Origin of the sequence: Mesorhizobium sp. C264A, from assembly GCF_040324515.1 — a bacterium.
Lineage (GTDB): Bacteria > Pseudomonadota > Alphaproteobacteria > Rhizobiales > Rhizobiaceae > Mesorhizobium.
In genome coordinates this window covers 3,430,869-3,443,467 of record NZ_JAMYVY010000001.1, presented here as the reverse complement: position 1 = coordinate 3,443,467, position 12,599 = coordinate 3,430,869, and the positions used below count along the sequence as shown (strand labels likewise).

The window sequence follows — 12,599 nt, the reverse complement described above, 5'->3', positions numbered from 1 at the left end:
CCGGCAGGGCAGAGGGGGGCGCCGTAGAGTGCCGGCCCCTTGCCCAATGTCCATCCCAGCGCTTCGGCGAAGCTCACGGCGCGCCGCTCAGCCCAGCCACAATCACGACATGCTGGCAGACATTGTCGATATCGCGAATGACATCGTCGTTCCAGAAGCGCAGGACCGTCCAGCCCAGAGCTTCAAACTTGGCGGTTCTTGCGGCGTCCGATTCCGACGTTTCGGCTTGGCCATGCTGGGAACCATCAAGCTCGATGATCAGCTTTTTGTCCGGGCACGCAAAATCGACGATATGGCCATCGATAGGCATCTGGCGCCGAAACTTCAGTCCCATCAGCCTGTGTGCCCTGATCTCGTTCCAAAGCTTGAGTTCGGCATCGGTCATCACCTTGCGCATCCTGCGGGCATTGCGGCGGTTGTTGGCGGAAACCAGATTATGCGTCATCGCGGTTCGCCCCCCTCTGTCCTGCCGGACATCTCCCCCTCAAGTGGGGAGATCGGATGTCACGTCGGCTTTCGCCGATCGCCGATGTTGCAAAGGGGGGGCCGTCGCGGAACTACTGATCTCCGCACGAGAGGATCAAGGGAAGATCGAACTCCTACCCCGCGCTCTGCGGATAGCAAATAATCGACAGATACCGCATCGGAAGTTTCGTCAGTTGCTCCGGCCCGTGCGGCGCGTCGGCGTCGAAGAACAGGCTGTCGCCCGGCTTCATCGGATAGAGGTTGCTGCCGTGCCGGTACACCACCTCGCCCTCCAGCATATAGAGGAATTCCATGCCCTCATGCTGGAAGGTCGGGAACACATCCGAATCCTCGGTCAGCGTAATCAGATAGGGCTCGACGACGACGCCGCTGGTGTTGGAGCCGATATGGCCGAGCAGATTGTATTGATGGCCGGCGCGGGTGCCGCGGCGTTCGACATCTAGCCCTTCGCCGGCCTTGACGAAGACGGCGCTGCGCTCTTCCTCGAATCGGCGGAAGAAGGCGGTGACGGGAACGCCGAGCGCCCTCGACAGCGCCTGCAGTGTGGTCAGCGACGGCGAGGTGATGCCGTTCTCGATCTTCGACAGCATGCCCAGCGAAATATCGGTGGCGACGGCGAGATCGGCAACGGTGATGCCGAGCTTCTTGCGGAAGGCGCGCACCTCGCGCCCGATCGCCACCTCCAGCACTTTTTCGCGCGTGTCGCGAATGGCGTGCGGATTCTGCGTCAGCGGCGCGCGGATGGTTTTTCCGTCCACGGAGGCCTTTGCCGGTGGCTTTGCCCTTGTCGAAGCAGTCTTGGAGTCGGAACTTGTCTTCGCCATCTCGCCCCCGAATCCCCATGATTATTTCACTCCAGGTGAACATATTCGGTGCCGATACAGAAACGCAACCGCGCAGCAAGCCCGTTAAGTCGAATGGTGTCCGAACAGATTTACGCCGTCATCCGTTTTTCCGGAAATCCGCTGGGGCGAAACGCGGTTTCTCCACAAGGCCTGTTGACAGCATCCAAGAGGCAATTACTGTCCTGTGAGTGAAATTTGTTTCGTAAGAGCAATTCCAAAAACCGAATGACACCGGGAGGCCTGCCATGAAAACGCGCGTTGCCGTCATTGGAGCGGGGCCATCCGGTCTGGCCCAGCTCAGGGCCTTCAAGTCGGCTGCCGACAAGGGCGCCGAGATCCCCGAAATCGTCTGCTTCGAAAAGCAGTCGGACTGGGGCGGCCTGTGGAACTACACCTGGCGCACCGGCCTCGACGAGCACGGCGATCCCGTCCACGGCTCGATGTACCGCTACCTCTGGTCGAACGGGCCAAAGGAATGCCTTGAATTCGCCGACTACACATTCGAGGAGCATTTCGGCCGTCCGATCGGCTCCTACCCGCCGCGCGCCGTTTTGTGGGACTACATCAAGGGCCGCGTCGAGAAATCAGGCCTGCGCAAATGGGTGCGCTTCAACAGCCCGGTGCGCATGGTGACCTTCTCGGACGAGACGAGAAAATTCACCGTCACCGCGCATGACCGCACCAACGACGTCACCTACTCAGAAGAGTTCGACAATGTCGTCGTTGCCTCAGGGCATTTCTCGGTTCCCAACGTTCCCTATTTCGAAGGCTTTTCGACCTTCAACGGCCGTATCCTGCACAGCCATGATTTTCGCGACGCCATGGAGTTCAAGGGCAAGGACATACTGATCATCGGCCGCTCCTATTCTGCCGAGGACATCGGCTCGCAATGCTACAAATACGGCGCCAGATCGATCACCTCCAGCTACCGCTCCAAGCCGATGGGGTTCAAATGGCCGGAGAACTGGAAGGAAGTGCCGCTGCTGCAGAAGGTCGTCGGCAAGACGGCGCACTTCAAGGATGGCACCACCAAGGACGTCGACGCCATCATCCTGTGCACCGGCTACCTGCATTCCTTCCCGTTCCTTACGGAAGAGCTGAAACTGAAGACCGCCAATCGCATGTGGCCGGACGGGCTCTATGAGGGCGTCGTGTGGGAGAAGAACCCGAAACTGTCCTATATCGGCATGCAGGACCAGTTCTACACTTTCAACATGTTCGACGCCCAGGCCTGGTTCGCCCGCGACGTCATCATGGGCCGTATCAAGCTGCCGTCGGTACAGGCGATGGCCGAGCACGGCGCCAAGTGGCGGGCACGCGAAGAGACGCTGGAAGACGCCGAGCAGATGATCTGGTTCCAGGGCGACTACACCAAGGAATTGATGGACCAGACCGACTATCCCGGCTTCGACGTCGAGGCGGTCAACCAGACCTTCATGGAATGGGAGCACCACAAGGCGGAAGACATTATGAGCTTTCGCGACCACGCCTATCGCTCGCTGATGACCGGCACCATGGCGCCATTGCACCATACGCCCTGGCTGCAGGCGCTGGACGACTCGATGGAAAGCTATCTCCAGGTGAAGGGCGTGGCGGCGGAATAGGTCGGCGGGATGCAAAACAATGCGCCGGCACCGGCCCAGTTTCAATTCAGAGGGTAGTCGGGAGCCGCATCGGTCTCCGTCACCTTGACCCAGACCAATTCGCTATAATAGGCGCCCTCCGGGCCGGTGCCGTACATAGACAGCCTGTCAGCCATCAGCAGATGTGTCATATCGTTGAGTGCCCGGCCGGTCGGCTCCTCGGGCCAGGCGAAGACGCCGTCGGTTTTGGCGCCGAACCTCACATCGGTGCATCCGAAATCGATCTCGACCTTCCACGACAGCAACGGCCTGATATCGCTGAGCGGCGGGCGCGGCGGATCGGGCTGCTCGAAGTGATGGTCGACCGAGACTCTCGTCGGCACTGCCGGCGTGATGCCTTTGGCTTTGAAGGAGGCGATGGCGTCGTCGCCAAATCGTGCGAGCAGGCCAGCGTGCCATAACCGGTAGGTCGCGCGGAAAAAGCCGCTGACCCGGATAGATTTGCCATCGTTGTTGAAGACGTTCACAGCGGCGTAGAAACGGCGCAGTCGTGGCGCCAGCGCCCGCCAGTCGCATTCGGCCGGTGTCCCCGGCGTCGCGATGAAATCGTCAAGCAGATCGCTGCCGCGCACATTGGCGTTCAGCACCGTGCAATCCTCACCATGGATATGCCAGTGCCGCCGGAGCTCGGCTGCTGCGATGCCAGGCTTGCGCAGCTCTTCCACCGAGGCGCGAACCCGAGCAATCGCGTAGGACGTAGCCGCATCCAACGTCTCAATCCCCGAAACCACATGCTCGCCGGTCTTGGCCATGTCGAAGACGACGACAGTAAAAGGCGGTTCGCGCTGATCGGGCATTCGGCAGCAAGCTCAGGCTGGTCGAGGATGAAGCAGCTTTCCGCGCGAAAATGCGTCAAAGTCAAGAGCTGGAGCGCGGCCTGCCATTTCCAGAAGAGGCGAACTCCAGAAGAGGCGAAACCGTCTATCCGAGCCGTGCTTGAGCTTTCGCGGCTCAGGGGTCGAAGACCGACCGCGATGATGTCGATGGCAGGTTGTTGCCAGCCCGCGACAATGCCGCGACTTTGGACAGTGCGATGAACACTTTCTGGCCGAGATCGCGTGTGCCGGCCACGGGGCAGGTGATGATCATCACTTCAATCCAGCGGATAGTCGGGAGGCGCCTCCGTCTCGGTCACCTTGGCGGTTAGTATCTCGCAGTCGTTGGCCCAGTCGGGGCCATCGCCGCGCATGGCCATCATGTCGGCCATCAGCAGGAACTGCATGGTTCTGAGCGCCCAGTCGGTGGGCTCTTGCGGCCAGGCGAAGATTCCGGCGGCGTCGCCGCCGAACTTCACGTCATGGCAGACGAAACCGACCTCGACCTTCCAGGATCGCAGCGTCACGCCTGGCGGCGGGTAGGGCGGGTCGGGAAGCTCGAAGTAATTGGCGACCATGAGCTTCGTCGGCTCCGCCGGCTCGATCCCCTTGGCCTTGAAGGCGGCATTGGCGTCGTCGCCAAAGCGCTCGAGCAGACCGTCTCGCGACAGCCTGAAGGTCGAGCGAAAGAAGCCGCCGGCCCAGACGGATTCGTTGTTGCCGTTGGAGATCAGCAGCGAGGCGCGGAAGCGGCGCAGCCTGGGCGCGAGAACTTGCCAGTTGCATTCGGCCGGCATCGACGGCATCGCAATGAAATCGTCGAGTAGATCGCTGCCGCGCACTCCGGCGTTCAGCACCGAACAGTCTTCGCCATAGAGGTGCCAGAGCTGGCGAAGCTCAGCAGTGGCGATGCCGGGCTTGCGCAACTCCTCCACCGAGGCGCGAACCCGCGCAATGGCGTAGGACGTCGCCGCCTCCAGCGTCTCAAACCCCGAGACTACGTGCTCCCCGTCCGGCTCGCCGGGCTTGGCCATGTCGAAGACGAGTACGGCAAAAGGCGGTTCGCCGGGATTGGACATTCAACAATTATCCTAGTCTTGCCCGCGCCTTCGCCGTCCAGGCATTGAACAGCCGGTCTGCGACGATGCCGATGAAAGCGATGGCGAGACCCGCGACAATGCCGCGTCCGGAATCGGCCTTGGACAGCGCGATGAAGACTTCCTGGCCGAGGTCGCGTGTGCCGACCATGGCGCAGATGATGATCATCGCCAGCGCCATCAGGATCGTCTGGTTGACGCCCAGCATGATTTCGGGAAGCGCCAGTGGCAATTGTACCCGAAAGAAGGTCTGGCGCGGCGTGCAGCCGGAAACCTTCGCCGCCTCGATCAGCGCCGGCGGCACTTGCCGGATGCCGTGATTGGTGTAGCGGATCGCCGGCACCACGGCGAAGGCGACCGTGGCGATCATGGCGGTGACGTCGCCGACCCGGAACAGCATCACCACGGGAATGATGAAGCAGAAGGACGGCAGCACCTGCAGCGTGTCGATGATGGGCGTGACGATCTTTTCGAAGCGGTCGCTGCGCGCGGCCATCAGGCCAATCGGGATGCCGATCAGGCAAGCGATGAAGGCCGAGATGCCGCAGAGATAAACCGTCGCCATGGTCTTTTCCCACAGGCCGGTGACGGCGCAGAAGGCGGTCAGCGCGGCGACGAGGGCGGCGAGACGCAGGCCACCGAACTGGTAGCCGGCGAGGCCGAGCAGGGCCACCGCGCCGAGCCACGGAAAGCCTTCGCAGAAGGCGCGCAGCGGGTTCAGTACATTGAGGATGAGCGCCACGCGAAACGCTTCGATCACGTCGAAGAAGTTGATCGTCACCCAGCTCACCGCCGCCTTCCACAGTGGCGCGGTGGTGAAGGTGATCTCCTTGGGCACCGCTGCGAACGCCGGTACGAACGGGCCGAGCAGCGTCGTCACGACCAGGATGGCGATGGCCAGCGACAGATTGGGATAGCGCCGCCAAAAGCTCTGGTTCGCCTGCTGTTGAACATGGCCCTTCGCCTGTTTGTGGGCGATGGCTTGGCTCAGCCGGTCGAGCCCGATTGCGAGTGCCACAATGGCGAGCCCGGCTTCCATCGCTTCGCCGACCTTCAGCGCACGCAACGCCAGCAGCACATCATAGCCGAGGCCGCCGGCGCCGATCATCGAGGCGATGATGACCATGTTGAGCGCCAGCATGATCACCTGGTTAACGCCGACCATCAGCGTCGGCCGCGCCGACGGCAGCAGCACGCGCCACAATTTCTGCCGCGCCGTGCAGCCGGCCATCTCTGAGAAATCGTCGATCTCTGACGGCACCCGCGACAGGCCGAGCATCGTCGCCCGCACCATCGGCGGCGTGGCGAAGATGGCGGTGGCGATCATCGCCGAGACCGGGCTGTTGCCGAACAGGAGCAGCATCGGGATGAGATAGGCGAAGGTCGGGATGGTCTGCATCAAATCAAGCGCTGGGGAGATGATCAGCCGCTCGGCCCATGGCTTGCGCCACGCCCAGATGCCGGCGAACAGGCCGGTGACGATGCAGAAGGGCACGGCGATGGAAATCAGTGCCAGTGTCAGCATGGCGCTGGTCCATTGGCCGAACAGCGCGGTGTAGAGGAAGCAGCCGCCGACCAGTAGGCCGAGTTTTCTACCGCCCACGGCGTGCCCGGCGATGAAGGCGGCTACGCAGACGCCGATCCAGGACAGGCGCGGCAGGAAATAGGCATCGGCACCGTGACCAATCTTGAAATTCTTGGCCAGCAGGTCGAGCGCGAAATCGAGGGGAACGCCGAGCACCGCGGTGATCGAGCGGGTCAGCCAGGACAAGTTCGACTTGATCCAGCGCATCAGCGCACTGACCCAGTCGGCGACGGGAACGACCGCATCGGCCGGATAGTCGACCGCCCATGGCAGCCTCTCCTGCAGCAGGAATACCACCAGCACGGCGGCCAGCGCCAGCGCCCAGACCAGCAGCCAGCGCTGAACCGGCGGCCTCGATTGGCTGGCGCTTGCCGTGACCGTCATGCGCCAGCTCTTTGCTTGTCGATGCCGGCCAGCAGTCCGATCACGGCTTGCGGCGTCACCTCGCCGATCGGCTTGCCGCTGCCGTTGACCACCGCGAACGGTTTTCCCGAAGCGACGATGCTGGCCGAGAAGCTGGCGATCCTGGCGTCGGGCGAAACCGTGCCGCCATGTTCGGCGCCATCGCAGGCACGCATCAGGCTGCGCGCCGAAATCACCTTGGCGCGGTCGACGTCTCTAGTGAACTCGGCGACATAGTCGGTCGCCGGATTGACTACCAGCTGTTCCGGCGTGCCGATCTGGATGACCTCGCCATCCTTCATGATGGCGATGCGGTCGGCGAGCCTGATCGCCTCGTCGAAATCATGGGTGATGAAGACGATGGTCTTGTGCAGCATGGTCTGCAGCCGCATCAGCTCGTCCTGCATCTCGCGGCGGATCAGCGGGTCGAGCGCCGAGAACGGCTCGTCGAGGAACCAGATCTCCGGCTTGGTCGCGAGGCTGCGGGCAATGCCGACGCGCTGCTGCTGGCCGCCGGAGAGTTCGCGCGGATAGAAATGCTCGCGGCCGCGTAAGCCCACGAGATCGATCACCTCCCGCGCTCTCGTTTCGCGCGTCGGTCGGTCCTGGCCCTGGATGCTCAGGGGAAAGGCAATGTTGTCGAGCACGTTAAGATGCGGCAGCAGCGCAAAATTCTGGAACACCATACCCATGCGATGACGCCGCAGTTCGATCAGCGCCGCATCGGAAATCTTGAGCAGGTCGTTGCCTTCGAATTCGACCTTGCCGTGGGTCGGCTCGACTAGCCGCGACATGCAGCGCACCAGCGTCGACTTGCCGGAGCCGGATAGCCCCATGATGATGAAGATCTCGCCCTGGCGTATTTCGAGATCGACGGCGCGCACCGCGCCGACCAGTCCGGCCGCGGCGATGTCGGCCATGCTGGCCTTGCCGTCACGCTCGCGGATGAAGCTGGCCGCGTTCGATCCGAACAGTTTCCAGACATTACGGCAGGCAAGCTTTATCGGCCGCACATCCTCCGGCGTGCCAGTTGCCTGCGGTTCAGTCGCTTCCGTCATCCAATGGTCCTTCTGGAAAATGGAGATAAGACCCGGCCGCTAGGGCCGGGTCCGGCTTCCAGTCAGGCGATCACTGCGCCCAGGCTTTCCAGTCGGCTTCGTGGGCGGCGATCCAGGCGGCGGCGACATCTTCGGGCGTCTTGCCGCCGAGGTCGATCTCGCCGCTCATCTTGTTGAGCTCATCGGTGTCGATCGTGTACGCCTTGGCCACCTTGTAGGCGACCGGCCATTTGTCCTTCATGCCGGACCAGGAGTATTTCCAGATTTCGCCATGCGGTTTGCCGCAATCATATTTGGCATCCGGGTTGGTGCCCCATTTCGGGTCGGTGTAGCACTCGGGCGCATACTCCGGGAATTCGACCCACTCGCCCTTGTACTTGGCCGGCGCCCAATGCGGCGAATAGATCCACAGCATGATCGGCGCCTTGCGCTGATAGGCCGAGTCCAACTCGGCGAACATCGCCGCGTCGGTGCCGGCATGGATGACGGTGAAGGGCAGTTTCAGCGCCTCGACGCGCTCGTCGTCAAAACCCTCCCAGGTTACCGGGCCGCCGAGATAGCGGCCCTTCGGCGCCGTCTCCGCTGTCGAGAACGCCTCGGCGCATTTCGGGTCCTTTAGCGCTTCCCAATTGGGCAGGCCGGGGCATTTCTCCTTCATATATTCGGGAAACCACCATTCCTCCTTGGCCTTCGGCCCGAGCTTGCCGAGCCGCTCGGTCTGGCTGGTGGCGTCTGAAGCCTTCATCGCCTCGCCGGCCGTCGTGTCCCAGAACTCCAGGCCGACATCGAGATCGCCATTGGTGAGACCGGTGGTCAGGCTGGAGAGGTAGTCGGCGGTCGGATATTCGACGGTATAGCCGAGCTTTTCGAGGATACCGCCAAGGATCTTGGCGTTGAGGTTGACGCTGGTCCAGTCGAACAGCGCGATCTTGATCGGGTCGTTGGATTCGGGTGCTGCTGCGTGGACCGGTGATGTAAGCGCACTTGCGGTGGCAAGCGCCAAGGCTCCCATTGATAGGTTCGAAATCACACTGCGAAATGACATGCTTGTTCTCCTGTCAAACCATGTGGAAATTTCTTGATCGTTCCCTTCTTGCGTCTTTTCTTGATTGTGTTGGAAAGGCGGGTCGTTACGCAAGCTCGTTCGCACCAAGCCAGTGCCGCGGCCGCAACTTGCGCAGGCGAAATGGTTGCTCGACTTGGTGTTTATGTGATGCCGGGCGGGCCCGCGTCATGGCATCGGATGGATTGCTGCGCGAGCAATCGTCAACGGATCGATCGCCGCTCCAGCGGCGCTCTCAGACGTGCGAGCCATCAAGGTCCCATGGTCTCGGCCGGCGAGCTCGCCAAGGCCGTTTCATGAGATGAAATTATATATACCAACCTTCATGCGGCGCAACGGCTGATGCCCTGTGCTGCGCCGAATTTCAGACTGGTCGATTGCCAACCGCCGGAGCGGACTTCACGACATGATCAGGCCGCCATCGACATTGATGGTTTGGCCGGTGATGTAGGTGGCGTCGTCGCTGGCGAGAAAGCTGACCAGGCCCGAAACATCCTCGCCGCTGCCGGCGCGGCCCATTGGAATGTTCTTCACCCATTCGGCCATCAGCTCGCCGGGCTTGTAGTCACCCATCAGCTTGCCCCACGCTGCGTCATTATAGGCCCACATGTCCGTGTCGATGATGCCGGGGCAGATGGCGTTGACGGTGATCTTTTCCTTGGCCACTTCCTTGGCCAGGCTCTGGGTAATGCCGACGACGCCGAACTTCGACGCCGCATAGTGCGGCGTGTAGATGAACCCCTGCCGCGCCTGGCCCGATGCCGTGTTGATCAGCCGGCCGCCATCGCCATGCTTGCGGATGCGGGCGATCGCTTCCTGACAGCACAGGAACACGCCCTTGGTGTTGACCGCCATCACCTTGTCCCACTCGGCCTCGGTCATCGCCTCGATCCGGGCGATGGTGATGACGCCGGCATTCTGCACCGAAATGTCGACGCGGCCGAATTCCTTCTCGGCGAGGTCGTAAAGCGCGGTGACCTCATCCTTCTTGGTCACGTCCATGCGCATCGACGCGACCTTGGCGCCCGCTGCTTTCAGGCCGGCGGCGACGTCCTCGACGCGGGCATCGATGGCGCTGACCACGACCGCGGCACCTTCCTCGGCGAAGCGCTTCGCCATCGCCGCGCCGATGCCACCGCTCGCGCCGGTGATGACCGCAGTCTTGCCTTCAAAACGCTTCTGCACTTTTCTTCTCCTACCAGCAGACAAAGCCGCCATCGACGATCAGGTCGATGCCGGTGACGTAACTCGCGGCGCGGCTGGCCAGGAACACGGTCGGGCCGACCATTTCTTCCGGCGTCGCCATGCGCCCCATGGGCGTGTCGCGTTCGAAGATCTTGATCTGTTCGGCGACCTCAGGCCGCTTGTTCATCGGCGTCAGCGTGTAGCCTGGGCTCACCACATTGACGCGCAGGCCGCGATCGGCCCATTCCATGGCGAGGCTTTTCGACATGTGGATGACGGCCGCCTTCGACGAATTGTAATGCGCCTGGGTCAGGCCGCGATTGACGATCGAACCCGACATGGAGGCTATGTTGATGATCGAGCCCTTGCGCCGCGTCAGCATGGCGCGCGCTTCGGCCTGGCAGGACAGGAACACGCCGCTGACATTCACGTCGTAGATTTTCTGCCACTTCTCCAGCGACAGCGTCTCGGCGGCCTCGGCTCCTGCAATGCCGGCATTGTTGACGGCGATGGTCAGCGCGCCGAGCTCCTTTTCCGTGCGCTCGACTGCGGTCGCCAGGTCGGCCTCCGACGTCACCGTCCCGGTCAGCACCACCGCCTTGCGGCCAAGCACGGCGATCCTGTGCGCGGTCTCATCCAGCCCGCCTTTCGAGGCATGGCCGAAACAGGCTATGTCGGCGCCGGCTTCGGCGAGCCCGATGGCAATGGCCTGGCCAATGCCGCTGCCGGCGCCTGTTACCAGCGCTACGTCGCCGCTAAGATCGAATAGTTTCATGTTGTTCCCCCTCCTGAAATGAAGGGGCGCCAGTCTTTGCTGGCGCCCCGCGCGGTCCGGTCCTTGGGAGGATACCACCTGCTGCGCTTTGTTCCGACTCCTGTCCTCAGCTCGTGGCGAGTTCCATCACCGCGACATTGCTGGCCTCGCTGCGGCCGAGAATGCCGCGCTGGCGGCCGCGGCTCAGCACCAGCACGCGGTGCGACAGCCCCAGCACCTCCTCGAGGTCGGAGCTGACCACCACCACCGCCATGCCGGAGCGGGCGAGGTCGGCGATCACGTCGTAAATAGCCGCACGCGCGCCGACATCGATGCCGCGCGTCGGTTCATCGAGGATGAACACCTTCGGCGGCCGCGACACCCATTTGGCAATGATCACCTTCTGCTGGTTGCCGCCGGAAAGCTTGCTGACCGCCTGGCCAGGTTTGCCCTTGACCCCGAGCCTTGCGATGCAGGCTTCGGCGAATTTCTGCACCGCCTTCGGAAACACCCAGCCCTTCGGCGCGACATGGTCGAAATTGCCGAACGCCAAATTCTCGCCGATGGTCTGGTCGAGCACGACGCCTTGCGCCTTGCGGTCTTCCGGCACCAGCACGACGCCGGCCTTGATGGCTGCCGCCGGCCCGCTGAGATGCACCGGTTTGCCGGCAACGCGCACCGAGCCCGACGAGATCGGATCGGCGCCGGCGATCGCCCGCACCAGTTCGGTGCGGCCGGCGCCGATCAACCCGGCAATGCCTAGGATCTCGCCTGCTTTGACCGAGAAGGAAACGTTGTTGAAACTTTTCTCCGGCGAAGACAGGTTGTCGACCTCGAGCAGCGTCTCCTCGCGCGGCGGCGACAGATGCGGGAACATCCGCTCGACCGAGCGGCCGACCATCTGCTCCACCACTGTGCGCACGGGAATATCGGCGCGCTCGTGGCGGGCGACGATGCGTCCGTCGCGCATCACCACCACGCGGTCGGCAATCTGCGCGATCTCGTCGAGACGATGGCTGATATAGATGAAGGACATGCCTTCCGCCTTGAGCTTGCGGATCTGCTGGAACAAAAGCTCCGTTTCCTCGCCGCCAAGCGCTGCGGTCGGTTCGTCGAAGATCAGCAATTCGGCATTCAGCGTCAGCGCCTTGGCGATCTCGACCTGCTGCTGGGCGGCGATGCGCAGCGTGCCCACCTTGCGCTCGGGCGAGACGTCGAGGCCAAGCCGCTTCAACTGCGCCGAGGCCTTGGCGTTCATCGCTGCGCGGTCGATGCGGCCGCCGCGCATCGGCAGGCGCCCGACATAGACATTCTCTGCCACCGACAGGTCCGGCAGCAACTTCAGTTCCTGGTGGATCATGCCGACGCCGGCATCGATGGCGGCGGCGGGCGAGGCGGGGGAATAGGGCTTCCCCCGCCAGATGATGGTGCCCGCGTCGGGCCGGGTCGAGCCGGCGATGATATTGGACACCGTCGACTTGCCGGCGCCGTTTTCGCCGAGCAGCGCCACAACCTCGCCCGGCCGCACCTCGAAGCTCGCATCGGCCAGGACCTGGACCGGTCCGTAGCTCTTGCAGAGGCCGTTGACGAAAAGCCCGTTGTGCGGGCTTTCGCTGTGGCGAGGATCAGGAGACATCGTGGCGCTCTCTCTAAGCGGTGCCGCAGG

The 12,599-nt window shown here is 62.8% G+C and carries 12 protein-coding genes; 1 reads left to right on the top strand and 11 read right to left on the bottom strand.

Annotation, left to right across the window (positions count from 1 at the left end; translation table 11 throughout):
- Positions 1-73: 73 nt before the first annotated feature.
- Together NKL04_RS17015 and NKL04_RS17010 are read right to left on the bottom strand one after the other, a co-directional pair.
- Positions 74-445, bottom strand: coding sequence for an endonuclease domain-containing protein (locus NKL04_RS17015; protein ID WP_023701508.1), 372 nt, complete (start codon positions 443-445; stop codon positions 74-76).
- 154 nt (positions 446-599) lie between these two features.
- Positions 600-1,310 carry a helix-turn-helix domain-containing protein gene (locus NKL04_RS17010; protein ID WP_023687066.1) on the bottom strand — a complete coding sequence of 237 codons (711 nt, stop codon included), beginning with the start codon at positions 1,308-1,310 and terminating at the stop codon, positions 600-602.
- Between the two features lie 266 nt (positions 1,311-1,576).
- Here NKL04_RS17010 and NKL04_RS17005 point away from each other — a divergent pair, with 266 nt between their 5' ends.
- The gene (locus NKL04_RS17005) at positions 1,577-2,935 is read left to right on the top strand and encodes a trimethylamine monooxygenase (protein WP_023668538.1); all 1,359 of its coding nucleotides are present in this window, start codon (positions 1,577-1,579) and stop codon (positions 2,933-2,935) included.
- 41 nt (positions 2,936-2,976) lie between these two features.
- Here the strand turns inward: NKL04_RS17005 and NKL04_RS17000 are convergent, their stop codons facing one another.
- From NKL04_RS17000 to NKL04_RS16960, 9 genes are all read right to left on the bottom strand, one after another.
- Positions 2,977-3,771 carry a hypothetical protein gene (locus NKL04_RS17000; RefSeq protein ID WP_023701507.1) on the bottom strand — a complete coding sequence of 265 codons (795 nt, stop codon included), beginning with the start codon at positions 3,769-3,771 and terminating at the stop codon, positions 2,977-2,979.
- A 154-nt stretch (positions 3,772-3,925) separates the two neighbouring features.
- Positions 3,926-4,063 (bottom strand): hypothetical protein, encoded by a 138-nt coding sequence (locus NKL04_RS16995; RefSeq protein WP_023696622.1) that lies wholly within the window; start codon positions 4,061-4,063, stop codon positions 3,926-3,928.
- Between the two features lie 4 nt (positions 4,064-4,067).
- Positions 4,068-4,868 carry a hypothetical protein gene (locus tag NKL04_RS16990; protein WP_023701506.1) on the bottom strand — a complete coding sequence of 267 codons (801 nt, stop codon included), beginning with the start codon at positions 4,866-4,868 and terminating at the stop codon, positions 4,068-4,070.
- A 7-nt stretch (positions 4,869-4,875) separates the two neighbouring features.
- On the bottom strand, positions 4,876-6,855 hold the full coding sequence (locus tag NKL04_RS16985) for an ABC transporter permease (RefSeq protein WP_023701505.1): 1,980 nt from the start codon (positions 6,853-6,855) through the stop codon (positions 4,876-4,878).
- Positions 6,852-7,931: a quaternary amine ABC transporter ATP-binding protein gene (locus NKL04_RS16980; protein ID WP_023701504.1), complete on the bottom strand. Its 1,080-nt coding sequence runs from the start codon at positions 7,929-7,931 to the stop codon at positions 6,852-6,854. The genes NKL04_RS16985 and NKL04_RS16980 overlap by 4 nt, the downstream gene beginning before the upstream one ends.
- Before the next feature lie 70 nt (positions 7,932-8,001).
- The gene (locus tag NKL04_RS16975; RefSeq protein WP_031209459.1) at positions 8,002-8,976 is read right to left on the bottom strand and encodes an ABC transporter substrate-binding protein; all 975 of its coding nucleotides are present in this window, start codon (positions 8,974-8,976) and stop codon (positions 8,002-8,004) included.
- A 417-nt stretch (positions 8,977-9,393) separates the two neighbouring features.
- Positions 9,394-10,212: an SDR family oxidoreductase gene (locus NKL04_RS16970; protein WP_050593576.1), complete on the bottom strand. Its 819-nt coding sequence runs from the start codon at positions 10,210-10,212 to the stop codon at positions 9,394-9,396.
- Positions 10,190-10,954 (bottom strand): SDR family oxidoreductase, encoded by a 765-nt coding sequence (locus NKL04_RS16965; protein WP_023701501.1) that lies wholly within the window; start codon positions 10,952-10,954, stop codon positions 10,190-10,192. Before NKL04_RS16965 ends, NKL04_RS16970 begins: the two co-directional genes overlap by 23 nt.
- 106 nt (positions 10,955-11,060) lie before the next feature.
- The gene (locus NKL04_RS16960) at positions 11,061-12,569 is read right to left on the bottom strand and encodes a sugar ABC transporter ATP-binding protein (RefSeq protein ID WP_352723876.1); all 1,509 of its coding nucleotides are present in this window, start codon (positions 12,567-12,569) and stop codon (positions 11,061-11,063) included.
- Positions 12,570-12,599: the final 30 nt, after the last annotated feature.